Genomic DNA, 25,275 nt, shown 5'->3' on the forward strand with positions numbered 1-25,275 from the left:
CCGACTAACGGTCACCCTTCTCGGGCACAGAAACTGCAATAGACCACAGTGACGATCACTTGACGTCAATCATTCGCCGCAAAACGACAACAAGCTCAAACCGGTGCTATCAGGACGCCCCAACTCGCGGGCTAGAGCCTCGCGTTGTTGCGCCTAACATTTCACTGCAGGAACTGAACATGATCGACCTTAACACTTGGAATTTGAGCATCCCCGAAGGCAGCCCGGCGATGACCATCGAAACCCCTCGCCTCGCGCAAGGGTTCAAGGATCAGTACTTCAACGCCGAAACCGGCACGGTATTTTTCTGGGCGCCGGTGACCGGCACCAAGACCGAGAACGCGATCTACCCCCGTAGCGAACTGCGGGAAACCTACAGCGACGGTACCCTGCGAAACTGGCTGTACTCGGCGGCGGACAACACCCTGCGAGCGACGATAACCGTCAACCAGGTGCCCAGCAGCGGCAAGATCGTGATTGGCCAGATCCACACCAAGAACAGCACCAGTCCCTTGGTGAAACTGGAATACCAGTACAAGACCTACAGCACCACCGGCAACATCGTTGCCAAGGTACGGATGCGTCCCGACGACGAAACAGGCCAGGTCATCACCATTGCCACCGGCGTGAAGCTCGACCGTGCCTTCTCCTACATGATCCATCTCAGCCCGAAAGGTGCACTGGGCATTACCGCGGCGGGTTACAACTGGAGGACGACTATCGATCCGACCTGGAAAGACAAACCTCTGTACTTCAAGGCGGGCGTGTATGTCCAGGACAACACCGGCTACCCCACCGAGGGCGGAAAAGTGACGTTCAGCCTACTGGAAATCAAACACGTCACCCTCTGAATGTTGCGCCACCTGTGAAGGCATCCGTCTGCGGGTGCCTTTTTTTTGTGCATGAAAGGCAAAGCGTCAAATGGCCATCGCCCAATTGTTCCGAGAAAAATCCAACTAGCCGACCAACGGTCATCCGTCTCGGGCACAAAAGCGGCAAACGCCACTCTGACGGACTGTTGACGCCAACCCTCCGCCGGACGAACGTGCCAAATACCCGTTCGAGCCCCCTTCTGGCCTCAGCAAAAGCGCGTCTTAGAGCCTCCGGCTGTGGCGTAAATCATTTCTTCTTCTCAGAAAGGATCCGAACATGGTCGATCTTGCAACCTGGAACCTGAGCATCCCTGAAGGCAGTCCGCCGAAAACCATCGAAACCCCTCGGCTGGTGGATGGATTCCGGGACAAATATTTCAACTCCGAAGGCAGCACCGTGTATTTCTGGTCGCCCGTCACCGGGACCAAGACCGAAAACGCGATCTACCCACGCAGCGAATTGCGCGAGACCTACAGGGACGGAACCTTGCGCAACTGGCTGTATCCCGATGCCGATAACAAATTGAGCGCGACCCTGGTCGTCAATCAGGTGCCCAGCAGCGGCAAGATCGTGATCGGTCAGATTCATGCCAAGGACAGCAGCAAACCCATGGTGAAACTGGAATACCAGTACAAGGACGCCAGCGACACCGGCGACATCGTCGCCAAAGTCCGCATGCGTCCCGATGACAGCAAGGGCCGAGTCATCACAGTCGCCAGCGGTGTGAAACTTTCTCAGGCGTTCTCTTACCGGATCCACCTGGATCGTACCGGAGATCTGGGAATTACGGCGGCGGGTCGTAGCTGGTACACCACCATCAGTTCTACGTGGCGGGTCAAGCCGTTGTATTTCAAGGCCGGGGTGTATGTGCAGGACAACACGGGCTATACCAGCGAAGGCGGGAAAGTGACGTTCAGCAAGCTGGATATCGATCACAACACCTGATATCGCCTCAGGCGCCGCAGCAGCGAAATGCTGCGCGCCTGCCCTTCTGAAAATCTCGTAGGAAAACACCTACCGGGGCGAGGGAACTTGCTCCCGCTGGGCTGCGAAGCGGCCCCTTCTTTTGTCAGACTCACCCCTCACCTCAAGCTTTACGGCGGCTACGCCACCGAGCGGGAGCAAGCTCCCTCGCCACAGGGGTTGCGGGCGTCCTACAGGTCGGTTGTTGCGCCGAAAATCGCCTTCTATAGTTCGGCTCGTCTGCTGGCTTTGGTCAGGGACAGGGTTTCGCAGCCCGGGTGAGTTAGAATCACGACCGTCAAAAATCGACATAGGAAAATTTTCCTCGTTCGGCTTTTTATGGCGGCTGTGTGTGGGAGATCCTCGGATCTGCCGAGTTCCTAACTCCTCGGTCTGCGAACCTGCAGGGGCTGCCCCCCCCCCCAAACTCCACGCCTGCGCCAGCGAACGCCTGCACGCCACACTCGACTACCTGATGCTCATGGCCTGCGCCACCCTGCGCGATTTCGCCGCTGGCGGCTTCAATACCCTCACCAATATCGCCCGGATTCTGGTTCAGGATGTCACCGACGTGTTCGGGGTGATTGAACAACGCGGGCTCGAAGAAAAAATAAAGACCCTGTGGGGAGCGAGCCTGCTCGCGATGCGCTGGTTCAGCAACATGAAGGGTGACTGACACAGCGCTATTCCGAACAAGCTCGCACCTGGCGAATCTGGCTAGCGGGCGCCTGTCGGAAGCTGCGCTACTTCATATCGAATATCAAATACGCCAAAAAGTGCAAAAACCTATAAAGAACTGTCATCTATGACAGTAGTTTTCAACATTAAAAAGTTTCAGGCTGGCTCCACCCCGTTTGTAAACGGAGGCCCATACAAAGGGAGCTTATCTATGAAAAATAAATTACTGCTCCTTGCATCGACCCTGTTGTTGAGCGCAGCCGCCCATGCGCAGGCCGCCTGCGATGCAACACTCGTCAAGGACCTTATCGGCAACAAGTTCGACGCCGCTACTGAGAAAGATGCAAAGGCTCGAGCGGGAGCGGATATCGTAAGAAGCACACAGCCCGGAGGGATCTTTATGACTAAAGAAGGAAAAAAGGATAATCGCCTCAGCATTATGGTCGACGGAGAAGGCAATATAAAGAGCATCGACTGTAACTAGCCAGCCATGGAATATTAAGGCCCGGAAAAACGCAAAAAATATATAAATAACTATCAGTTATGACAGGTCACATGAACGCCAATTTTTCCATCATGAAACCAGCACCACTGAAACTCTAACGGTGCTTTTAACGAACGTTTATCATCGAAAATAAAAGGGAGTACATGACATGGCACAAACACCAGTCATCCACGGAAATGGCGGAGGTGGAGTTGGTCCTACACCCAGACTTTGGGGAACGGCAGAGCCTAACCACTCAGTTCGAATTGTTCAAGCTAATACTGGCGTAGTGTTTGGACAAGGGGTAGCGGGTCCCGATGGACAATGGGCCATCGACGTAAACCTCAATACCGACCAGTGGGTTCAACTTCAAGCTCAATCCTATGTAGTTCAAGGCGATCCCAGCACAGAATCAGGTTATAGCAACCCTATAAACTTACAAAGGTAACGGCATCACTTGCTGTTAATCATAAAAACCCGCATCTGCGGGTTTTTATGATTCCAAAGACTTAGTTGACCTTAGCGTTCAACTCACCCTTCAGATAACGCTGGAACATGGCTTCCAGGGAGATCGGCTTGATCTTCGAGGCCTGGCCGGCAGTACCGAACGCTTCATAACGCGCAATACACACATCACGCATCGCAGTCACGGTCGCGCCAAAGAACTTGCGCGGATCGAACTCGCTCGGGTTGGTCGCCATCAAACGGCGCATGGCACCGGTGGACGCCAGGCGCAGGTCGGTGTCGATGTTGACCTTGCGCACGCCGTGCTTGATACCTTCGACGATTTCCTCGACCGGCACGCCGTAGGTTTCCTTGATGTCGCCACCGTACTGGTTGATGATCGCCAGCCATTCCTGCGGCACCGACGACGAGCCGTGCATCACCAGGTGGGTGTTGGGAATGCGCTTGTGGATTTCCTTGATGCGGTCGATCGCCAGCACGTCACCGGTGGGCGGCTTGGTGAACTTGTAGGCGCCGTGGCTGGTGCCGATGGCGATGGCCAGGGCGTCGACCTGGGTTTTCTTGACGAAGTCGGCGGCTTCTTCCGGGTCGGTCAGCATCTGGCTGTGATCCAGCACGCCTTCGGCACCGATACCGTCTTCTTCACCGGCCATGCCAGTTTCCAGCGAACCCAGGCAACCCAGCTCACCTTCCACCGACACACCGCAGGCGTGGGCCATGGCAACGGTTTGTTGGGTGACGCGTACGTTGTATTCGTAGTCGGTCGGAGTCTTGCCGTCTTCGCCCAGGGAACCGTCCATCATTACCGAGCTGAAACCCAGTTGGATGGAGCGCTGGCAGACGTCAGGGCTGGTGCCGTGGTCCTGGTGCATGCACACCGGGATGTGCGGAAACTCTTCGATTGCCGCCAGGATCAGGTGACGCAGGAACGGCGCACCGGCGTATTTGCGGGCGCCAGCCGAAGCCTGGACGATCACCGGAGAGTCGGTCTTGTCAGCGGCTTCCATGATGGCGCGCATCTGCTCAAGGTTGTTGACGTTAAAGGCTGGGACGCCGTAGCCGAATTCGGCTGCGTGGTCCAGCATCTGACGCATGCTGATAAGTGCCATTGTGTGTCTCTCCCGTCGAGGGTCGTTAATCGTACCAGCCTGCCGTAGCGGCGGCGGCTATTCAAGTCATTGCGGGTCGGGGTTAGCCCTCGACCGCGAATTCGGTGTTACCTGTCTCTTCAGCGTTCACAGAACCCTGTGGGAGCGAGCCTGCTCGCGATAGCGGTAGATCAGTCGACATCCGATTGGATGATATATCGCTATCGCGAGCAGGCTCGCTCCCACATGAGTCCATGGGTTCAATTACTGCGCCTTGCAACCCCGACCAATCAAATCATTGGTGGCAACCCAGTACGCCAGGCCTTCGTCACCATTGATGTGGAACGCCAGCATGTCGTCGCTGTACAGCGCGCCCGACGCACCCGGCTCCTGCTTCAGGCGGTAAACCTGCTCGGCCCCGCCGAGGCGCACGTCGACGGCCTTGCGGGTGCCATCGGTATAGCGCCAGAGCACCTTGGCCTCGCTGTCACACGTCCAGGTCGTCCAACCTGCCACGGGCTCGGACGCGCTCGAAAAACCCAACTGCGCGCAACCGGCCAGCAATGCCAACGCCACAACGGCGATCAAGCCTTTCATCCGTGTTCCTCGACCGGCGACGCATGCCGCCAGCCATGAGTTAAAGGGTCAGACCCGTCAAGGACAACCATGTTCCTTGGTCGGGGTTTGCGTTTCGTATTTGTCCAGACCATCCGGCCCGGAACGCTTGTTCAGCACCGGGTTGGTTTCCGCCTGCCAGTCCGCCTGGTAGCAGCCAGGCTCCGGATCGCTGGCGGCCGGTTCCGGCGTCGCTTGCGGGTGACTCCCGCAAGCGGCCAGGGCCGCGGTCAACAACAAAAGCGTCCACGTCTTGACCATAAAAACACTCCCTTGCCTGGTCAATGCAGGCTCAGGCCTTGGCCCGGCTTTCCAGGACTTCAACCGCTGGCAGCACCTTGCCTTCGACGAACTCGAGGAACGCACCGCCGCCCGTGGAGATGTAGGAGATCTGTTCGGCCACGCCATATTTGTCGATCGCCGCCAGGGTGTCACCGCCACCCGCGATGGAGAACGCAGCGCTGTCGGCGATGGCCTGGGCCAGGACCTTGGTGCCGTTGCCGAACTGGTCGAACTCGAACACACCGACCGGGCCGTTCCACAGAATAGTCTTGGAAGATTTCAACAGTTCGGCAAAGTTGGCCGCCGTCTGCGGGCCGATGTCCAGGATCATGTCGTCGTCGGCCACATCAGCGATGGCCTTGACGGTAGCAGCAGCGCTTTCAGCGAATTCCTTGGCAACCACCACGTCCACTGGCAGCGGCACGCTGACCTTGGCGGCGATTTCGCGGGCGGTGTCCAGCAGATCCGGTTCGTACAGGGACTTGCCGACCGGGTGACCGGCTGCGGCGAGGAAGGTGTTGGCAATACCGCCGCCGACGATCAACTGGTCGCAGATCTGGCTCAGGCTGTTCAGCACGTCGAGTTTTGTCGACACCTTGGAACCAGCGACGATGGCGGCCATCGGCTTGGCCGGCGCGCCCAGGGCCTTGCCCAGTGCGTCCAGTTCAGCGGCCAGCAGCGGGCCGGCCGCGGCGACCTTGGCGAACTTCGCCACGCCGTGGGTCGAACCTTCGGCACGGTGGGCGGTGCCGAAAGCGTCCATCACGAATACGTCGCACAAGGCTGCGTATTGCTGGGCCAGCTCATCGGCGTTCTTTTTCTCGCCCTTGTTGAAGCGCACGTTTTCGAACAGCACGACATCACCGGCCTTCACGTCGACACCGCCCAGGTAATCAGCCACCAGCGGCACTTCGCGACCCAGGGCACGGCTCAGGTAGTCGGCCACGGGCTTGAGGCTGTTTTCGGCCGAGAACTCGCCTTCGGTCGGACGGCCCAGGTGGGAGCAGACCATCACGGCCGCACCTTTTTCCAAGGCCAGCTTGATGGTCGGCAGCGAAGCCAGGATACGCGCATCGCTGGTGACGACACCGTCCTTGACAGGGACGTTGAGGTCTTCGCGGATCAGTACGCGCTTACCTTGCAGATCGAGGTCGGACATCTTCAACACGGTCATGGGTCGCAATTCCTGGATAACTGTTTAGGGAGCAGATTGGTTGGAAACAGAGGCCGCCGTCTGCAGATAATGTTCGGCAACATCGAGCATTCGGTTGGCAAACCCCCATTCGTTGTCGAACCAGGCCAGGATGTTCACCAGCCGCGGGCCGGATACACGGGTCTGGCTGGCATCGACGATGGCCGAATGTGGGTCATGGTTAAAATCACAACTGGCATGAGGCAACTCGGTGTAGGCCAGCAAGCCTTTGAGCGGGCCGCGGGTAGCAGCTTCGCGCAGGATACGGTTGACCTCGGTGGCGTCGGTATCGCTCACGGTCTGCATCGTCATATCGAGGCAGGACACGTTGACCGTCGGCACCCGCACGGCTTTGGCCTGAATTCTCCCCGCAAGTTCCGGCAGCAGCCGTTCAATGCCTCGCGCCAGACCAGTGGACACCGGAATCACCGACTGGAACGCCGAGCGGGTGCGGCGCAAGTCTTCGTGATGGTAGGCGTCGATCACCGGCTGATCGTTCATCGCCGAATGGATGGTGGTGATCGATACGTATTCCAGGCCAATGGCCTGATCCAACAGGCGCAACAGCGGCACGCCGCAGTTGGTGGTGCAGGAGGCATTGGATACCAGCAGTTCGTGACCGGTCAGGCAATCCTGGTTGACGCCGTAGACGATGGTGGCGTCCACATCCGCCTCACTGGCCATCGGTTGGGAAAACAGCACCCGCGGCGCACCGGCAGCGAGGAAACGCTCACCGTCTTGGCGGGTGTGGTAGGCCCCGGAACACTCGAGCACCAGATCGACGCCCAAGGACGCCCAATCGATGCCTTCGGGGGTGGCACTGCGCAGGACTTTCACGCAGTTGCCCTTAATGTGCAGACAATCGCCCTCGACCCGCACTTCGCCGGGGAACCGGCCATGGGTGGAGTCGAAGCGTGTCAGGTATTCGATGCTGGCCATGTCGGCCAGATCGTTGATGGCCACAATTTCGAAGCCGGCCTCTGCCCCTCGCTCGAACAACGCACGCAAGACGCAACGACCAATCCGGCCGTAGCCGTTGAGTGCAACTTTGTAGGAACGCGGTTGGGGCATGGGGTCTCTGACCTGAGTGAATCCATGAATATGGCGCTGAACATTGGATTGCCATCGCGGGCAAGCCTTGCTCCCACAGGTTGGCATTTCCCTGTGGAAGTGCACATCCTGTGGGAGCAAGGCTTGCCCGCGATAGCGTCAGAACAGGCGATACATTCCTGGGCTTAGTCTTCCAGCAATTCTTCAGCCTGACCCAGGATGTTTTCCAGGGTGAACCCGAATTCCTCGAACAACGCCGGGGCAGGCGCCGACTCGCCGTAGGTGGTCATGCCGATCACGCGGCCTTCCAGGCCCACGTACTTGTACCAGTAATCGGCATGGGCAGCCTCGATAGCGATTCGGGCGCTGACCTGCAGTGGCAATACCGACTGCTTGTAGCCGGCGTCCTGGGCATCGAAAACGCTGGTGCAAGGCATGGACACTACGCGCACGTTGCGGCCCTGCTCGGTCAGCTTGTCGTAGGCCTGGACAGCCAGGCCGACTTCGGAACCGGTGGCGATCAGGATCAGCTCAGGCTCGCCGATGCAATCCTTGAGCACATAACCGCCACGGGCGATCTCGTCGATCTGGCCGACTTCGCGGGCCTGATGCTGCAGGTTCTGACGGGAGAAGATCAGCGCCGACGGGCCGTCGTTGCGTTCGATGGCGTACTTCCAGGCCACTGCCGATTCCACGGCGTCGCATGGGCGCCAGGTGTCCAGGTTCGGGGTGCAACGCAGGCTTGCCAGTTGCTCGATCGGCTGGTGAGTCGGGCCGTCTTCGCCCAGGCCGATGGAGTCGTGGGTGAATACGTAGAGCACGCGCTTCTTCATCAAGGCCGACATGCGCACGGCATTGCGGGCGTATTCCATGAACATCAGGAAGGTGGCGCCGTAAGGCACCAGGCCGCCGTGCAGCGCAACGCCGTTCATGATCGCGCTCATGCCGAACTCACGAACGCCGTAGTACATGTAGTTGCCGCTGGCGTCTTCGGCGGTGACGCCCTTGCAGCCTTTCCACAAGGTCAGGTTGGAACCGGCCAGGTCGGCCGAACCGCCCAGCAGTTCCGGCAGCAATGGACCGAAAGCATTCAGGGTGTTCTGGCTGGCCTTGCGGCTGGCAATGGTTTCGCCCTTGGCCGCGACTTCGGCGATGTAGGCCGAGGCTTTTTCGGCGAAGTCGGCCGGCAGTTCACCGCTGAGGCGACGTACCAGTTCGTTGGCCAGCGCAGGGAACTCGGCGGAGTAGGCAGCGAAACGCTGATCCCAGTCGGCTTCGAGGGCACGGCCCTTTTCCTTGGCATCCCATTCGGCGTAGATGTCTGCCGGAATCTCGAACGGACCGTGCTCCCACTTCAACGCAGCGCGGGTCAGGGCGATTTCCTCGGCACCCAGGGGAGCGCCGTGGCAGTCTTCCTTGCCTTGCTTGTTCGGCGAGCCGAAACCGATGGTGGTCTTGCAGCAGATCAGGGTCGGCTGGGCGCTCTTGCGGGCCGTCTCGATGGCGGTCTTGATCTCTTCTGGATCGTGGCCATCGACATTACGGATCACCAGCCAGTTGTAGGCTTCGAAACGTTTCGGCGTGTCATCGGTGAACCAGCCTTCGACTTCACCGTCGATGGAAATGCCGTTGTCGTCGTAGAAAGCGATCAGCTTGTCCAGACCCAGGGTGCCGGCCAGGGAAGCGACTTCATGGGAAATACCTTCCATCATGCAGCCATCACCGAGGAACACATAGGTGTGGTGATCGACAACGTTATGACCCGGACGGTTGAACTGAGCTGCCAGGACTTTTTCCGCCAGGGCGAAGCCCACGGCATTGGCCAGGCCCTGACCCAGTGGACCGGTGGTGGTTTCCACGCCTGGGGTGTAGCCGTATTCGGGGTGACCCGGGGTGCGGCTGTGCAATTGACGGAAGTTCTTCAGGTCATCGATCGACAGATCGTAGCCGGTCAGGTGCAGCAGCGAGTAGATCAACATCGAGCCGTGGCCGTTGGACAGCACGAAGCGGTCACGGTCAGCGAAGGATGGATTGCTCGGGCTGTGTTTGAGGTAGTCGCGCCACAGCACCTCGGCGATATCCGCCATGCCCATCGGGGCACCTGGGTGGCCGCTGTTGGCTTTCTGCACGGCATCCATGCTGAGGGCACGAATGGCATTGGCACGCTCACGACGGCTGGGCATCGCTGATCTCCTGGGTTTGAATAACGAAACTGAAAAAAGGCGTGCATTTTCCCTCACCCACCCGCCCGGGGCAATGAGAGATAGTCATCCAGAGCGGTTTTTCCGGTGGATAAAGTCGCTTTCGCCAGGTGAAACCTTTCCGCTGATGGTGTGTAGAGTAAAGCCCGTTTCCAGAAGTGCCATTTATCGAGCAATATCAAAACTTTTTGATATTGACCTTGCGGTGTTCCAGACCCATCACTAGACTGCCGCCCTATGAACTTACGCGTGCCGTCCATTCGCCATGAAGACAGCGATGAACTGGCGGCCCTTTGCAAGGCCGGCGGTGATCCGCTGCGGCTCAATGTATTGCGTGCACTGGCCAACGATTCGTTCGGCGTGCTGGAGCTGGCGCAGATCTTCGGCATCGGCCAATCTGGCATGAGCCATCACCTCAAGGTCCTGGCCCAGGCCGACCTGGTGGCAACCCGCCGCGAAGGCAACGCCATTTTCTACCGCCGCGCCCTGCCCCACACCGATCTGTTGGGTGGCAAGTTGCATGCGGCATTGCTGGACGAAGTGGACGAGCTGCACCTGCCGGCGGACGTGCAGGCGCGCATCGCCCAGGTGCACGGGCAACGGGCCGCAGCCAGCCAGGATTTTTTCGCACGGGTAGCGGAAAAGTTCCGGGCCCAGCAGGACCTGATCGCGGGACTGCCGCAATACCGTGAGAGCGTCGTGGCGCTGCTCGACAAGCTGAGCTTCGGGCCTGCCGCCACCGCCATTGAAGTGGGTCCCGGCGACGGTGCCTTCCTGCCGGAACTGGCGCGGCGCTTCAGCCAGGTGACGGCGCTGGACAACAGTCCGGCCATGCTCGAACTGGCGCGCCAGGTATGCGAACGTGAACAGCTGACTCATGTCAGCCTGCAACTGGCCGATGCCTTGGAAGGTGTAAGTCTGCAGGCCGATTGCGTCGTATTGAATATGGTACTGCATCATTTTGCCGCACCGGCCGATGCGCTCAGGCACATGGCCGGCCTGCTGCAACCAGGCGGTAGCCTGTTGGTGACAGAGTTATGCAGCCACAACCAGAGTTGGGCCAGGGAGGCCTGCGGTGATCTATGGTTGGGGTTTGAACAGGACGATCTGGCCCGTTGGGCCACCGCTGCGGGCCTCGTGCCCGGGGAAAGCCTCTATGTAGGCTTACGTAATGGTTTCCAGATCCAGGTTCGCCATTTTCAGCGACCGGCTGGCGACACTCACCATCGGTAACTTGTAGGAAAACATCGAGATGAGCGAATACTCCCTTTTCACCTCCGAGTCCGTGTCTGAAGGGCATCCGGACAAAATCGCCGACCAGATTTCTGATGCGGTGCTGGACGCCATCATTGCTGAAGACAAGTTCGCCCGCGTGGCGTGCGAGACTCTGGTGAAAACGGGCGTGGCGATCATCGCCGGCGAAGTCACTACCTCGGCCTGGGTCGACCTGGAACAGATCGTCCGCGACGTCATCCTGGGCATCGGCTACAACAGCTCCGACGTCGGCTTCGACGGCGCGACCTGCGGCGTGATGAACATCATCGGCAAGCAATCGGTGGACATCGCCCAAGGCGTTGACCGCAGCAAGCCGGAAGACCAGGGTGCTGGCGACCAGGGCTTGATGTTCGGCTATGCCAGCAACGAAACCGACGTGCTGATGCCAGCCCCGATCACCTTCTCGCACCAACTGGTGCAGCGCCAGGCCGAAGCTCGCAAATCCGGCCTGCTGCCGTGGCTGCGTCCGGATGCCAAGTCCCAGGTCACCTGCCGTTACGAAAATGGCAAGGTGGTGGGTATCGACGCAATCGTGCTGTCGACCCAACACAACCCTGAAGTTTCCTACAGGGACCTGCGCGAAGGCGTGATGGAGCTGATCGTCAAGCACGTGCTGCCTGCCGAGCTGCTGAACAAGGACACCCAGTTCCACATCAACCCGACCGGCAACTTCATCATCGGTGGCCCGGTAGGCGACTGCGGCCTGACCGGTCGCAAGATCATCGTCGACAGCTACGGCGGCATGGCCCGTCACGGCGGTGGCGCATTCTCCGGCAAGGATCCATCGAAGGTTGACCGTTCAGCGGCCTACGCCGGTCGCTATGTGGCCAAGAACATCGTCGCCGCCGGCCTGGCCGAGCGCTGCGAGATCCAGGTTTCCTACGCCATCGGCGTTGCCCAGCCTACGTCGATCTCGCTGAACACCTTCGGCACTGGCAAGATCAGCGACGACAAGATCATCAAGCTGGTCCGTGAAGTGTTCGACCTGCGTCCATACGCCATCACCACCATGCTCGACCTGCTGCACCCGATGTATCAGGAAACCGCAGCCTACGGCCACTTCGGTCGCACGCCGCAAACCAAGACTGTCGGTGGCGACACCTTCACCACCTTCACCTGGGAAAAAACCGACCGCGCCGACGCCCTGCGCGCCGCTGCCGGCCTGTAATACCTGCTGTCATGAAAAAGCCCCTGGCGACTTGGTCGCCAGGGGCTTTTTCATGTCTGGTATCAGCTGCCACAAGAGCCAGCAGACCTTCAGGAACGCCGCGCCACCAGCAGGAACGAAGCCGCGCTCGCCAACAGCCCCGCACACATTCGGTTGAACAAGCGCTTGCCACTGGGCTGGGAAAACAGCTTTCGCGCATAAATGCCCATGTAGCAATACAACCCGATGGCAATGCACTCCAACGTCAGGAACAGCCCACCCAATACGGCGAATTGCTGGGTGACGGTGCCCGAGCGATCAACGAACTGCGGCAAAAACGCGGTAAACAACAGGATCGCCTTGGGATTGCCAATTGCCACCAGGAACTCCTGGCGTGCCAGTTGCCCCATGCCCCTCGAACCCATCGCGGCTTCGCTACCGGCCTCGGGTCGAGCCAGCCACAACTGCACGGCGAGGTAGAACAGGTACCCGGCCCCCACGAGCTTGATCCCCAGGAACAACAACTCCGAGGTATGCAGCACAGCCGTCAGCCCCACCGCCGCCAAGGCGATCATGATGGCGAACGCCAGCAGCCGACCAATACCGCCGCCGCACGCCCGGACGAAGCCATAACGCGAGGCGTTGCTGATGGATAACAGGTTATTCGGCCCTGGCGCCATGTTCAGGGCGAAACAGGCCGGAATGAAAACAGCGAGTGTCGTCAGCTCCATCGGGGGCACTCCTGGCAGCGCGGATCGGGAGGTCCATTCTGCGCCGGCCAGCAATGGGTTCAAGAGACAGTTTCGCAATCAAATCGCGCCCCACTGTACCGCCGTAGCGGAGCCATCAGCCTTGGCAAAATCCGGTAACCATCCAACCCTCGCCTCCTCTGCGTCAGTGACTAGCCTTCAGGCACATCACCCAGCAAGGATGCTTCGATGCTGCCGCTATTGTGTGCACTCACTGTTCTGATCCTCTTCCCCATCCCCGTCATTGCCGCACCTTGCCCCGATTGGCCCGAGGAGCGCGCCCGGTCGGAAGTTGCGGCCCTGCAACGGCAAATCGACGCCTGGGACGACAGCTATCACCGTCTCGGCCGGGCACTGGTCGTCGATGAACTTTACGATCAGTCCCGCATGCAACTGGGCCAGTGGCGCACCTGCTTCGATCTTGCGGCACCCACCGACCCGCTGCGCTCGGCGGGTGGCAAAGTCCGGCATCCGATCCCTCATACGGGCCTGGACAAACTGAAGGACGCCGACGCCGTGCGGGCCTGGCTGCAAAATCGGGAAGACATCTGGGTCCAACCGAAAGTCGACGGTGTAGCGGTCACCCTGATCTATCGTGAAGGTCGCCTGCATCGGGCGATCAGCCGCGGCGACGGCGTTCAAGGCCATGACTGGACGCCGACGGCGCGCAAGATCGACGCCATTCTCCAGCGCCTGCGCCAACCTTCCGACCTGCTCGTTCAAGGGGAGTTGTACTGGCGACTGGACAATCATGTGCAGGCCAGGGATGGCAGTCTCAATGCCCGGTCAACCGTAGCGGGCTTGATGGCCCGCAAGGACCTGACGACTGAAGAGGCCTCGGGTATCGGCCTGTTCACCTGGGACTGGCCCGAAGGCCCCGCCACCCTGCCCGAACGCGAGGCCGCATTGGATGCCCTGGGCTTCGCCGGCACCAGCGGCTACAGCCAGCCCATCCAGGCAGCGGCCGACGCCGAACGCTGGCGCGACCACTGGTATCGCACGGCGCTGCCGTTCGCCAGCGACGGGATCGTCCTGCGCCAGAGCCGCCGACCACCCGCCAATCGCTGGCAGGCCAAGGCGCCATTCTGGGGCGTGGCGTGGAAATACCCTTACGCCCAGGCACTGGCCGAGGTACGCAAGGTGCACTTCAAGGTCGGACGCACCGGACGCATCACACCGCTGCTGGAGCTCGATCCCGTCATGCTCGACGACCGACGGATCCGCCGGGTGAGCGTCAGCTCCCTCAAGCGCTGGGAGGAGCTGGATATTCGTCCGGGAGATCGGGTAGCCATCAGCCTGGCCGGGCTGACCATCCCGCGACTCGATGACGTTGTGCTGCGCAGTGTCGAGCGGCCGGACATCACTGCGCCCGTGGCGGCGGATTATCATCCGCTGAGTTGCTGGCAACCGACGCCCGGCTGCGAAAGCCAGTTCCTGGCGCGCCTGAGCTGGCTCAGCGGCAAGCAAGGCCTCGCCCTGCCCCATGTCGGCCGCGGAACCTGGGAAAAACTCCTGGCGGCGGGCCGACTCGACGGATTGCTGGATTGGATGACCCTCGATGCCGCCGAGCTTGCTAACATGAGCGGCTTCGGTGAACGCGCCAGCGCCCGCCTGCTCGTCAGTCTGCACAGCGCCCGACAACGTCCGTTCGGTCAATGGCTCAAGGCCCTGGGTTTACCGCCCGCCGGAGCGACCAGCCTGGAGGGGCCATGGCAGGTGCTGGCCGAACGGACGACCGAACAATGGCAAGCCGAAACTGGCATCGGGCCGGGACGCGCCGCGCAACTGAGCGCTTTTTTTCGCGACCCGCACGTGCTGGCGCTGAGTGAAGTATTACGCGCTGCCGGGGTCGACGGTTTCTAACATTGTCCCGCGCAGTTGAACCCAAGGGGCGAACGTGCGTTCCAACAGCGCATCTGGACCGACCGCTCGCAAGTTTTTACGGAGTTGCTATGAATTTCCTGCCCCCTTTTGCCCTGCTGGTGTTGTGCGCCACCCTGGCCGCGCCCCTGATGGCGGACGAGCAAACCCCGGAACTTACCGGTTGCGCAGCCAAGCGCCAGGGCATCATCAACCAGATCGAACTGGCCAAGTCCCGAGGCAATGCAGAGCAGCAGGCAGGCCTGGAAACCGCCCTGAATGAAGTCACCACCCATTGCACCGACGCATCCTTGCGCAAGGAGCGTGAAACCAAGGTGCTCGATGCCAAGCACGAAGTCAGCCGCCGCCAGGCCGACCTGGAAAAAGCCATGAAAAAAGGCGACCCCGAGCGGATCAACAAGCGCAAGGACAAACTGGCTGCCTCCCGCAAGGAACTGCAGGAAGCGGTGGATGAGTTGGATAAATAAGCGGCAAGCTTCGAGCTACAAGCTTCAAGTAACGGCAGACCGTGAGCCCTTTATTTGCAGCTTGTAGCTGGCAATTTGAAGCTGCCTCACCTCAATGATCCCGAAATTCCTTATGACAGGCACTGCAGGCATCCTCGACCTTCTGCACCGCAGGCCCCAAGTAACTGGCGCTGTAGGGCTGAACCTTGCTGGCCGTTACCAACTCCCCGGTGGCCGCTTCAAGATTGTGAGCCAGTTCCTGGAAACGTGCCTGCTTCTGCCAGACTTCATCTTTGGCGCTGGTGTGGTCCTGCTCGCGTACTGGCGGGAAGTGTTTCCACGGTTCATGGGACAGTTGGTCAAGCTGCACGGCACCCTCGGCGAAGCGCGCACCGTCGAACGGAACCCGGCCACGCAACATGCCGCCCAACTCTTCGTTGGTCTTGAGCATTTGCTTGAAAATAGCCTTGCGCTGGCCCAGTGGGGAGTTGGGATCGACACCGCCGCAGGCGGACAGCATCAGACAGACCAGCATGACCATGGAAAATCGTTTTACAAGCATCTTGGCCTCGGGACAGGAAACGGCGGTTAGTATCCTCGGGTCATCGGTAAAGACCAATGGCCTTATTTACAATACGGGTTGTTCGAATGCCTGACAGCGCTCGAATGACTGCAAGGAAAAATTTCATGAACAGCCGCTTCAAGACCTGGCACAAAGGCCTGGCGTTGACCCTACCGCTGATCGCACTGTTGGCCGGGTGCAATCGCGGCGAAAAGGTCGAAGAGCCTCGGACGCATGCCCTCGCGACGTATGTCAGTGCCTCCTGGGAAGCGCTGCCGGTGGTATCAGATGAAGACCTGCTGGCCGGTTTCGGCTCCTGGCGCAGCGCGTGCACCCGGCTCAAGGCCGACACGACCTGGGGGCCGACCTGTGCGGCGGCTACCAATGTGCCGCAGACCGCTTCCTCTGTGCGCAATTTCCTGAAACAGAACCTGGACGTCTACGGCCTGCGCTCGGGGGACAACAGCCCCAATGGCCTGATCACTGGTTATTACGAGCCGGTCTACCCGGGCAGCCTCACCCAGACCGCCAGTGCCAACATTCCGGTGTACGGCGTACCGGAAGACATGATCATCGTCGCGCTGGACAGCCTCTACCCCGAGCTCAAGGGCAAACGCCTGCGCGGTCGCCTCGAAGGCCGGGTGCTCAAGCCCTACGACGACGCGGCCACCATCGAAACCAACGGCGTGAAGGCCCCCGTCATCGCCTGGCTGACGGACCCGATGAACCTGCAATTCCTGCAGATCCAGGGCTCGGGCCGTATTCGGCTCGATGACGGTCGCCAGTTGCGCATCGGCTATGCCGACCAGAACGGTCACCCTTACCGGCCAATCGGACGCTGGCTGGTCGAACAGGGCGAACTGAAGAAAGAAGACGTGACCATGGGCACCATCAGTGCCTGGGCCAAGGCCCATCCGACCCGCATCCCCGAATTGCTGGGCAGCAACCCCAGCTATGTGTTTTTCAACCGCAACCCCGACAGCAACGAAGGTCCGCGGGGCTCGTTGAATGTGCCGCTGACCGCCGGCTATAGCGTAGCGGTGGATCGCAAGGTCATTCCGCTGGGCAGCCTGCTGTGGCTCTCAACGACCCGCCCCGACGGCAGCGCATTGAACCGACCGGTCGCGGCCCAGGACACCGGCGGCGCCATTGCCGGTGAAGTACGGGCGGACCTGTTCTGGGGCACCGGCGACGCCGCGGGGCAATTGGCCGGGGACATGAAACAACAGGGGCAGATCTGGATGTTGTGGCCCAAGGGCATGGCGTTGCCGCAAGTGCCACAGGTGGCGAATGCCGTCACCGCCAATCCCTGAGGAGGGTATTGTCTGTGCCGACGCCTTCGCGAGCAGGCTCGCTCCCACAGTTGATCTTCAGTGGACAACGATTTTGTGAACACCCGAAATCAATGTGGGAGCGAGCCCTGCTCGCGAAGGGGCCTCCACGGCCCCGGGACTCAACAGCCAGGCTCAGACAGAAACACAGAAGAAACTGACGATCAGCCCCACTCCCACGAACCACACCAGCGACCGCAGAATCGCCCAGTCCGCCAGGTAGCAAATGATGTACAGCAGGCGGCTGGTGATGAACAACACCGCCAGCACATTGATGGTCACCAGCTCGGCGTTGCCGGCCAAGTGCGCAACAATCACCGCGGCAGCGAATGCCGGGGCAATTTCAAAGCTGTTGAGCTGCGCGGCGTACGCGCGCCGGGGAAAGCCCTCTAGCGTCTCCAGGAAGTCCCGCGGATCGTGGTTGTCTCGCAGCCGGTATCGTCCACCGATCTTGGCGATGGCGATACACAGGTAAGGCAGGATGATGGCGATCAAAATACACCACAGGGCAACCGTCATGACGCAGTTCCTTCTTTGAGTTTATGGAGAATCGAAAATCGGGAAGTTGCTCAGAATTTCATCACCAGCATGCCAATCAGCACCAGCCCGCAGGCTAAGAGCCGCGGCCGACCGAAAGGTTCTTTCAGGTAGCGCATACCGAACAGCACCACCAGGATCACACTGATCTCCCGCAGCGCCGCCGCTTCGGCGATCGACCCCAGTTGCATGGCCCAGAGCACCAGAGCGTAGCTGAACAACACGCAGAGTCCGACCGCCAACCCGAGCCGCCACTGTTCGCGCCAGAACCGCACGAACGCCGGTCGTTTGCTCACCACGGCCAATAGCGGGAATGGCCAGGCGCAGAACAGGGTGATCCAGACCAGGTAGTCCAGCGGATGGGACCAGCGCCGCAGGGCCTGGCCATCGATGTAGGTGTAGCAGCCGATGCACAAGCCGATCAGCAACACCACCGGCAGCATCGACCAGGGCAGTCGCTCGCCACCCCCACCCTGCCACAACAGGCACAACATGCCGAACGGGATCAGCAGAATGCCGAGGGTCTGCTGAGTCGTCAGCACTTCGCCGGCAAAGACCAGTGTCAGAGCCAATACCACCAGCGGCGACAAACCGCGCATCAACGGATAGACCAGCCCCAGGTCCCCGACCCGATACGCCTGGATCAGCAGATAGCGATACAACAGTTCAAAGGCTGCCGACGCCAGGATCCACGGCCAGATTTCCATCGGCGGCAGCACCACGAAGCCCAGGGCCGACACGGCGAACAGCAGCGCGACGCTGTCCATGCACGCCACCACCAGAAGACGCTCGCCACTGAATTTGATCAACGTATTCCAGGCGGCATGCAGCAGCGCAGCCACCAACACCAGAGCCGTTGCAAGCACGGCACGCTCCTTATCCCCACGGGCAGCGGGGCGATGAATTGATTCGCGATCCGTCCGCAGCTGTTTATACTGCAAGCGACCACGCCGCATTCAGTTGCGCATAGCCAATTCCAATAATTCTGTCGTTGCCCCTCTTATGTTATGCGGGCCACGGCATGCGTATGCCTGATCAGAGCGTCAAGACTACAGACAGAGACCTCGCGCATGCCACTCGCCTTGCTTGCTTTGGCCGTTGCCGCTTTCGGCATCGGCACCACTGAATTCGTCATCATGGGGTTGCTGCCCGATGTCGCCCGCGACCTGGCGGTGAGCATTCCCCAGGCCGGCCTGCTGATTACCGGCTATGCCCTGGGCGTGGTGTTCGGCGCGCCGATCCTGGCGGTCGGCACCGCCAACATGCCGCGCAAGGCGACATTGCTGGGCATGACGCTGATGTTCATTCTGGGCAACATGCTCTGCGCCCTGGCACCGAACTACGCCACGCTGATGGCTGCCCGCGTCATCACCGCACTATGCCATGGCGCATTTTTCGGCATCGGCTCTGTGGTGGCGGCCGGGCTGGTAGCGCCGAACAAACGCGCCCAGGCCATTGCAATGATGTTCACCGGCCTGACCCTGGCCAACGTCCTCGGCGTTCCACTGGGCACTGCGCTGGGTCAATACGCCGGCTGGCGCTCGACCTTCTGGGCGGTGTCGGTGATCGGCGTCATCGCTGCCATCGCCCAATGGGCGTGGCTGCCCAGGGAGATCCCCATGGAGAAGGCCAACCTGGCCAGCGAATTCAAGGTGCTGGGCAAGACCAGCGTGCTGCTGGCCCTGGGCATGAGTGTGCTGGCGTCCACCAGCCTGTTCAGCGTGTTCACGTACATCGCACCGATTCTCCAGGACATCACGGGAGTCAGCCCCCACGGCATCACCCTCATGTTGCTGTTGTTCGGGGTCGGCCTGACGGCAGGCAGCTTCCTCGGCGGGCGCCTGGCGGACCGGCGCCTGCTGCCGTCACTGGTGGGCATGGCCCTGGCCGTGGTGCTGGTGCTGGCCGCGTTCAGCCAGACCAGCCGCTCGGTGATTCCGGCAGCAATCACGTTGGTGTTGTGGGGGATCTTTGCCTTCGCCCTGTGCCCGATCCTGCAGCTGCTGATCATCGATCAGGCCCATGAGGCACCGAATCTGGGCTCGACGCTGAACCAGAGTGCCTTCAACCTGGGCAACGCGGCTGGCGCCTGGATCGGCGGGCTGGTGGTCGGCAGCGGCGTCGACCTGGCCGAGCTGCCCTGGACTGGAGCCCTGGTGAGTGGGTTGACCGTGCTGACGGCCCTGTACTTCATTCATCACCAACGTCGCCTGGGCGCTCCGATGGGTGCGACCGATTAGGCGTGCCGCTCTCGCTGCGCACTTGCGCATGGCTGAGCAACGCGAAGATGAAGCTGCCGCCGATGATGTTTCCCGCCAGGGTCGGCGCGGCGAACACCAGCCAGAAGTCTTCCCACGACAACTGCCCTGCGAATACCAGATACGACACTTCGGCGGAGCCGACGACAATGTGGGTGAAATCCCCAAGCGCCATCAGGTAAGTGATGAGGATGATGATCCACATCTTGGCGCTTTCCATGGAGGGGATCATCCAGACCATGGTGGCGATCATCCAGCCGGAAATGATGCCCTTGGCAAACATCTGGCCGGTGTCGTTTTCCATAACCTTGCGACCGATCTCGAGGAAAGCCAGGTCGGTGCGCGGGTCGAAGATCGGCAAGTGCAGCATCACATAGGCCACCAGCAAGGTGCCGCACAGGTTGCCCACCAATACGACGCCCCACAGCCGCAACAGCCGACCGAAATTGCCCAGGGTGGGTTTGCTCATGATCGGCAACACAGCGGTCAGGGTATTTTCGGTGAACAACTGCTGGCGGGCCAGGATCACCGCGAGAAAACCGGCGCAATAGCCAAAACTGGCGATCACCTTGAAGGCCTCGCCCTCCGGCAATCGGGAATTGAGCAACCCCATCGCCATCAGCGACAGGCCCATGGTCAATCCGGCCGCCAGGGCCGACCACCAGAGCGCGGCGATACTGCGCTCCAGCTCCTGATTGCCCTGGGTGCGAATGATTTCATGCAGCACCGCCGCCCGCGGCGGTTGGTTGCGGTCGACTTCGTGCTTTTCCTGGGCGGAAAGGTCGGGGGTCTTGCCGTCGTCGTGGGTGTCCATACAGTTCCTGAACCGGTGGCGTGATGAATCTACGACACGTGGCGTTCGGAGCTGTTCAGTGCTGACTCAAGCTTGATTGGGACTTGGGATTTTCAGTGTTTGAAACCCGCTATCGCGAGCAGGCTCTCTCCCACAGGAGAATGGGGGCTTATGTGGGAGCGAGCCTGCTCGCGATGGGTACACCGCCCATCTCACTCGCTGGCAATATCGTCCTTGAACTGATCCTTCACGTACTTGATCTCGGTCCGCCCATGGGGCGCCGGCAGACCATCCTCGCCAAGATTGACGAAAACCATTTTCTCCACGGTCAGGATGCTCTTGCGGGTGATCTTGTTGCGCACCTCACAAGTCAAGGTAATGGAGGTGCGACCAAATTCGGTCGCGGTAATGCCCAGCTCGATGATATCGCCCTGGCGCGAGGCGCTGACGAAGTTGATTTCCGAGATGTATTTGGTCACCACGCGCTGGTTGCCCAGCTGGACGATGGCGTAGATTGCCGCTTCTTCGTCGATCCAGCGCAGCAGGCTGCCACCGAACAGCGTGCCATTGGGATTGAGGTCTTCGGGCTTGACCCATTTGCGGGTGTGGAAATTCATGATCGCTCCTGAGCGTCTGGCCAATGAATGCCTGCATCATGGCAGACCGGACAGGCAGGCTCTACGCCGCTGCTTCAATAACGGTCATCGGCAATTTTGATTTGCCGACAGAAACCCTTTGGAAGATCCGATTAGCCCGCTATAATCGCCCTCGCTTTACCCGGTCCACGCTTTGGACCGTTCCCGCCACCTGTCCGAGGGGCGCTGCAGCAGGCAAGACCTGTCAGGCTCGGATGGGGCGTTGTTCGTTCGGGGCTCCCGCATGGACACTAAACGCACAACGGCGCCCATTCGCATACATTACGAATGGAGGCTCTTCATGAGCGCTGTTATCACGCCTGCAGATTTTACCGATTACAAAGTCGCCGATATGTCCCTAGCCGCCTGGGGCCGCCGCGAAATCATCATCGCCGAATCCGAAATGCCGGCCCTGATGGGTCTGCGTCGCAAGTACGCCGGTGAACAACCGCTCAAGGGCGCGAAGATCCTCGGCTGCATCCACATGACCATCCAGACCGCCGTGCTGATCGAAACCCTGGTCGCCCTGGGTGCCGAAGTGCGCTGGTCGTCCTGCAACATCTTCTCGACCCAGGACCAGGCCGCTGCCGCCATCGCCGCCGCCGGTATCCCGGTGTTCGCCTGGAAGGGCGAGACCGAGCAGGAGTACGAGTGGTGCCTGGAGCAGACCATCCTCAAGGATGGCCAGCCGTGGGACACCAACATGATCCTCGACGACGGCGGCGACCTGACCGAATTGCTGCACAAGAAATACCCGGCCGTCCTGGACAAGGTCCACGGCGTGACCGAAGAAACCACCACCGGCGTGCACCGTCTGCTGGACATGTTGGCCAAGGGCGAGCTGAAGATCCCGGCCATCAACGTCAACGACTCGGTGACCAAAAGCAAGAACGACAACAAGTACGGCTGCCGTCACAGCCTCAACGACGCCATCAAGCGCGGCACCGACCACCTGTTGTCGGGCAAGCAGGCGCTGGTGATCGGCTACGGTGACGTGGGCAAGGGCTCGGCCCAATCCCTGCGTCAGGAAGGCATGATCGTCAAGGTGTCCGAAGTCGACCCGATCTGCGCCATGCAGGCCTGCATGGACGGTTTCGAACTGGTTTCGCCGTTCATCGACGGGATCAACGACGGCACCGAAGCCAGCATCGACAAGGCCTTGCTGGGCAAGATCGACCTGATCGTGACCACCACCGGTAACGTCAATGTCTGCGACGCGAACATGCTCAAGGCCCTGAAGAAGCGCGCCGTGGTGTGCAACATCGGTCACTTCGACAATGAAATCGACACCGCTTTCATGCGCAAGAACTGGGCTTGGGAAGAAGTGAAGCCGCAGGTTCACAAGGTTCACCGCACCGGCACCGGCAGCTTCGACCCACAGAACGACGACTATCTGATCCTGTTGGCCGAAGGCCGCCTGGTGAACCTGGGCAATGCCACCGGCCACCCAAGCCGGATCATGGACGGTTCGTTCGCCAACCAGGTCCTGGCCCAGATCTTCCTGTTCGGCCAGAAGTACGCCGACCTGTCGCCGGCCCAGAAAGCCGAGCGCCTGACCGTGGAAGTACTGCCGAAGAAACTCGACGAAGAAGTGGCCCTGGAAATGGTCCGCGGTTTCGGTGGCGTGGTCACCAAGCTGACCAAGCAACAGGCTGACTACATCGGCGTGACCGTCGAAGGCCCGTTCAAGCCGCACGCCTACCGCTACTGATTGGCATTGCATGCCCCTGATGTGGGGCCTGTGGGAGCCGAGCTTGCTCGCGATGCAGACACCTCGTCCTGTCTGTCGGACCGAGGCGATTCTGATCGCGAGCAAGCTCAGCTCCCACGCAAGCCCGCTCCCACATTGTGATGTGCAAGGCTTCCAGGCTTACGAGTTTCCAAGGATATGACCATGTCCCAAGACCGTCGCTACAGCTTCGAGTTCTTCCCGACGAAGACCGATGCTGGACATGAAAAACTGATCGCCACTGCCCGTCAGCTGGCGAGCTACAACCCCGACTTCTTCTCCTGCACCTATGGCGCCGGCGGCTCGACCCGTGACCGCACGATGAACACCGTGTTGCAGCTGGAAAGCGAAGTCAAGATCCCGGCCGCCCCGCACCTGTCCTGCGTAGGCGACAGCAAGGACGACTTGCGCACCCTGCTGGCCCGGTACAAGGCCGTGGGCATCCAGCGTATCGTGGCCCTGCGCGGTGACCTGCCCTCGGGCATGGGCATGGCCAGTGGCGAGTTGCGCCATGCCAACGACCTGGTGAGCTTCATTCGTGAAGAAACCGGCGAGCACTTTCACATCGAAGTCGCCGCTTATCCGGAAATGCATCCCCAGGCGCGTAATTTCGAGGACGATCTGCGCAATTTCGTCAACAAGGCCAATGCGGGCGCCAACAGCGCGATCACCCAGTACTTCTTCAACGCCGACAGTTATTTCTACTTCGTCGAACGCGTACGCAAGATGGGCGTGGACATTCCTGTCGTGCCGGGAATCATGCCGATCACCAACTACAGCAAGCTGGCGCGCTTCTCCGACGCATGCGGTGCAGAAATCCCACGCTGGATTCGCAAGCAGCTGGAGGCCTATGGCGACGACACCTCGAGCATCCAAAGCTTCGGCGAGGAAGTCATCACGCAAATGTGCGAGCGCTTGTTGCAGGGCGGCGCACCGGGGCTGCATTTCTATACCCTTAACCAGGCCGAGCCCAGCCTCGCGGTATGGAACAACCTCAAGCTGCCGCGCTGATTGTCTTATATGCGGCGGTACAAAGAGGCCTTGGCGAGAACCAAGGCCTTTTTTCATTCAGTTGTCCGCGCCCCAAGGTAAAGGCGTTCGCATTGGGTGAACGCCGCGAGGCATCCGTGCGCACCAAAGGCAAACAAAAGGCAGTCAAGGTGCAGGCCAGAGCGCTCTAGCTATTTGATGAGCTCTCGTCGTAACCTCAGGCCCATGCCCGCCATTGTCCAGCTGCTGACCGCCCTTATCCTCTCGTGCCTGAGCCTGACCGCCCAGGCCGAGAAGTTGCGCATTGTCACCGAGCCCTGGGCCCCTTATGTCTACGAAGAGAACGGCAAGATGCTTGGCCTGGACTACGAAACCACGGCCGTTGTGTTCAAGCGCCTGGGCATCGACGTGGAATGGCAGTTCCTGCCCTGGAAGCGTTGCCTGGCGATGCTGGAACAGGGATTGGCGGACGGTGCACTGGACATCTTCCACAGCGATGAGCGCGATGCGATGCTGCTTTACCCCAGCGAACCGCTGTCGGACGTGGAGTTCGTGATGTTCTACGCCAACGCCCGGCCCCACCCGTTTCGCACGCTCGATGATCTGGGCGGCCTGACCGTCGGCACCTCGCCCGGTTACCTGTACAGCCAGGCTTTCAGTGAGTCGACCCTGTTCAAACGTGAAGCGGCGCCCACCCACGAAGCCAATTTCGGCAAGTTGCAACTGGGTCGGATCGACCTGCTCATCACCGACCGCAGGGTTGGCCGGCATGTGCTCGAGCAAATGCAATTGGGCGACCAGATCACCGAAAACTCGGTGGTGGTAAGTCGTCAAAGCCAATACCTGGCCGTGCGGCGCAGTGCCGGGATGGATTTGCTGGTGCAGCGTTTCAGTGCCGAACTCAAGCGTTTCAAGCGAGAACCGGCCTATGCCGAGCTGAGCGCACGCTACGGCGCAGGTGCCATGACCAAGGCTCCTCGCCCAGCCAGGCCAGTGCAGAAATAAACCGTTGAGCAGCAGGAAAGCGGCGCACGGCGTTTGCTCTGTTATA

Annotated in this window: 24 protein-coding genes, 1 pseudogene and 1 riboswitch; of the genes and pseudogenes, 13 read left to right on the top strand and 12 right to left on the bottom strand. The window is 60.4% G+C overall.

The features are described 5' to 3' along the window. Positions 1 to 179: 179 nt before the first annotated feature. The 4 genes and pseudogenes from FGE05_RS00810 (at position 180) to FGE05_RS00825 (ending at position 2,998) form a co-directional block, all read left to right on the top strand. A complete protein-coding gene (locus FGE05_RS00810; protein WP_139640783.1) occupies positions 180 to 851 on the top strand; it encodes a polysaccharide lyase family 7 protein in 672 nt (223 codons plus the stop codon). A 298-nt stretch (positions 852 to 1,149) separates the two neighbouring features. Beyond that, complete coding sequence (locus tag FGE05_RS00815; protein ID WP_139640785.1) at positions 1,150 to 1,818, top strand: polysaccharide lyase family 7 protein; 669 nt, start codon at positions 1,150 to 1,152, stop codon at positions 1,816 to 1,818. Between the two features lie 430 nt (positions 1,819 to 2,248). After that, positions 2,249 to 2,512, top strand: a pseudogene (locus FGE05_RS00820) (hypothetical protein); the annotation flags it as partial. 213 nt (positions 2,513 to 2,725) lie between these two features. Further along, positions 2,726 to 2,998 carry an I78 family peptidase inhibitor gene (locus FGE05_RS00825; protein WP_176562967.1) on the top strand — a complete coding sequence of 91 codons (273 nt, stop codon included), beginning with the start codon at positions 2,726 to 2,728 and terminating at the stop codon, positions 2,996 to 2,998. A 509-nt stretch (positions 2,999 to 3,507) separates the two neighbouring features. Here the strand turns inward: FGE05_RS00825 and fba are convergent. The 6 genes from fba to tkt form a co-directional block, all read right to left on the bottom strand. Beyond that, entirely contained in the window at positions 3,508 to 4,572 is a 1,065-nt protein-coding gene (gene fba / locus FGE05_RS00830) for a class II fructose-bisphosphate aldolase (protein ID WP_040071386.1), read from the bottom strand. A gap of 243 nt (positions 4,573 to 4,815) precedes the next feature. After that, positions 4,816 to 5,148 carry an MliC family protein gene (locus tag FGE05_RS00835; RefSeq protein WP_139640788.1) on the bottom strand — a complete coding sequence of 111 codons (333 nt, stop codon included), beginning with the start codon at positions 5,146 to 5,148 and terminating at the stop codon, positions 4,816 to 4,818. Positions 5,149 to 5,205: 57 nt separating this feature from the next. Next, positions 5,206 to 5,427 carry a hypothetical protein gene (locus FGE05_RS00840; protein ID WP_041020081.1) on the bottom strand — a complete coding sequence of 74 codons (222 nt, stop codon included), beginning with the start codon at positions 5,425 to 5,427 and terminating at the stop codon, positions 5,206 to 5,208. A gap of 31 nt (positions 5,428 to 5,458) precedes the next feature. Further along, positions 5,459 to 6,622, bottom strand: a complete 1,164-nt coding sequence (locus FGE05_RS00845; protein WP_139640790.1) for a phosphoglycerate kinase — start codon at positions 6,620 to 6,622, stop codon at positions 5,459 to 5,461. A 24-nt stretch (positions 6,623 to 6,646) separates the two neighbouring features. Then, complete coding sequence (epd, locus tag FGE05_RS00850; RefSeq protein ID WP_139640792.1) at positions 6,647 to 7,711, bottom strand: erythrose-4-phosphate dehydrogenase; 1,065 nt, start codon at positions 7,709 to 7,711, stop codon at positions 6,647 to 6,649. 164 nt (positions 7,712 to 7,875) lie between these two features. Next, positions 7,876 to 9,873 (bottom strand): transketolase, encoded by a 1,998-nt coding sequence (gene tkt, locus FGE05_RS00855; RefSeq protein WP_139640794.1) that lies wholly within the window; start codon positions 9,871 to 9,873, stop codon positions 7,876 to 7,878. 255 nt (positions 9,874 to 10,128) lie between these two features. Here tkt and FGE05_RS00860 point away from each other — a divergent pair, with 255 nt between their 5' ends. Beyond that, positions 10,129 to 11,124: a metalloregulator ArsR/SmtB family transcription factor gene (locus FGE05_RS00860; RefSeq protein ID WP_139640796.1), complete on the top strand. Its 996-nt coding sequence runs from the start codon at positions 10,129 to 10,131 to the stop codon at positions 11,122 to 11,124. 19 nt (positions 11,125 to 11,143) lie between these two features. After that, complete coding sequence (metK, locus tag FGE05_RS00865; protein WP_139640797.1) at positions 11,144 to 12,334, top strand: methionine adenosyltransferase; 1,191 nt, start codon at positions 11,144 to 11,146, stop codon at positions 12,332 to 12,334. Between the two features lie 89 nt (positions 12,335 to 12,423). Here the strand turns inward: metK and FGE05_RS00870 are convergent, their stop codons facing one another. Next, a complete protein-coding gene (locus FGE05_RS00870) occupies positions 12,424 to 13,044 on the bottom strand; it encodes a LysE family translocator (protein ID WP_139640799.1) in 621 nt (206 codons plus the stop codon). A gap of 207 nt (positions 13,045 to 13,251) precedes the next feature. On the opposite strand from FGE05_RS00870, the gene ligB reads away from it, so the two are divergent. Both ligB and FGE05_RS00880 read left to right on the top strand, forming a co-directional pair. Then, a complete protein-coding gene (gene ligB, locus FGE05_RS00875; RefSeq protein ID WP_139640801.1) occupies positions 13,252 to 14,925 on the top strand; it encodes an NAD-dependent DNA ligase LigB in 1,674 nt (557 codons plus the stop codon). A gap of 89 nt (positions 14,926 to 15,014) precedes the next feature. Then, positions 15,015 to 15,410: a DUF1090 domain-containing protein gene (locus FGE05_RS00880; RefSeq protein ID WP_139640803.1), complete on the top strand. Its 396-nt coding sequence runs from the start codon at positions 15,015 to 15,017 to the stop codon at positions 15,408 to 15,410. A gap of 91 nt (positions 15,411 to 15,501) precedes the next feature. On the opposite strand, the gene FGE05_RS00885 is transcribed toward FGE05_RS00880, so the two are convergent. Beyond that, entirely contained in the window at positions 15,502 to 15,951 is a 450-nt protein-coding gene (locus FGE05_RS00885) for a cytochrome c (protein ID WP_139640805.1), read from the bottom strand. 125 nt (positions 15,952 to 16,076) lie between these two features. On the opposite strand from FGE05_RS00885, the gene FGE05_RS00890 reads away from it, so the two are divergent. Then, positions 16,077 to 17,264 carry a murein transglycosylase A gene (locus FGE05_RS00890; protein WP_139640806.1) on the top strand — a complete coding sequence of 396 codons (1,188 nt, stop codon included), beginning with the start codon at positions 16,077 to 16,079 and terminating at the stop codon, positions 17,262 to 17,264. Positions 17,265 to 17,417: 153 nt separating this feature from the next. On the opposite strand, the gene FGE05_RS00895 is transcribed toward FGE05_RS00890, so the two are convergent. Both FGE05_RS00895 and FGE05_RS00900 read right to left on the bottom strand, forming a co-directional pair. Then, positions 17,418 to 17,801 (bottom strand): MAPEG family protein, encoded by a 384-nt coding sequence (locus FGE05_RS00895; protein ID WP_139640808.1) that lies wholly within the window; start codon positions 17,799 to 17,801, stop codon positions 17,418 to 17,420. 50 nt (positions 17,802 to 17,851) lie between these two features. Next, a complete protein-coding gene (locus FGE05_RS00900; protein ID WP_139640810.1) occupies positions 17,852 to 18,685 on the bottom strand; it encodes an EamA family transporter in 834 nt (277 codons plus the stop codon). Between the two features lie 204 nt (positions 18,686 to 18,889). Between FGE05_RS00900 and FGE05_RS00905 the strand changes: the two genes are divergently transcribed. After that, positions 18,890 to 20,059, top strand: a complete 1,170-nt coding sequence (locus tag FGE05_RS00905; protein WP_139640812.1) for an MFS transporter — start codon at positions 18,890 to 18,892, stop codon at positions 20,057 to 20,059. Here the strand turns inward: FGE05_RS00905 and FGE05_RS00910 are convergent. Further along, entirely contained in the window at positions 20,010 to 20,891 is an 882-nt protein-coding gene (locus FGE05_RS00910) for a formate/nitrite transporter family protein (RefSeq protein ID WP_139640813.1), read from the bottom strand. The genes FGE05_RS00905 and FGE05_RS00910 overlap by 50 nt on opposite strands. Positions 20,892 to 21,082: 191 nt before the next feature. Continuing rightward, positions 21,083 to 21,487, bottom strand: a complete 405-nt coding sequence (locus FGE05_RS00915; protein WP_024778852.1) for an acyl-CoA thioesterase — start codon at positions 21,485 to 21,487, stop codon at positions 21,083 to 21,085. Between the two features lie 190 nt (positions 21,488 to 21,677). Next, a riboswitch (S-adenosyl-L-homocysteine riboswitch) is annotated at positions 21,678 to 21,783 on the top strand. Between the two features lie 23 nt (positions 21,784 to 21,806). On the opposite strand from FGE05_RS00915, the gene ahcY reads away from it, so the two are divergent. From ahcY to FGE05_RS00930, 3 genes are all read left to right on the top strand, one after another. Then, positions 21,807 to 23,216 carry an adenosylhomocysteinase gene (gene ahcY / locus FGE05_RS00920; RefSeq protein ID WP_024778853.1) on the top strand — a complete coding sequence of 470 codons (1,410 nt, stop codon included), beginning with the start codon at positions 21,807 to 21,809 and terminating at the stop codon, positions 23,214 to 23,216. A 183-nt stretch (positions 23,217 to 23,399) separates the two neighbouring features. Then, entirely contained in the window at positions 23,400 to 24,245 is an 846-nt protein-coding gene (metF, locus tag FGE05_RS00925; RefSeq protein WP_139640815.1) for a methylenetetrahydrofolate reductase [NAD(P)H], read from the top strand. Between the two features lie 204 nt (positions 24,246 to 24,449). Further along, complete coding sequence (locus FGE05_RS00930; RefSeq protein WP_139641637.1) at positions 24,450 to 25,229, top strand: ABC transporter substrate-binding protein; 780 nt, start codon at positions 24,450 to 24,452, stop codon at positions 25,227 to 25,229. Positions 25,230 to 25,275 lie beyond the last annotated feature (46 nt).

Source organism: Pseudomonas sp. ICMP22404 (assembly GCF_006227205.1).
Classification (GTDB): Bacteria; Pseudomonadota; Gammaproteobacteria; order Pseudomonadales; family Pseudomonadaceae; genus Aquipseudomonas.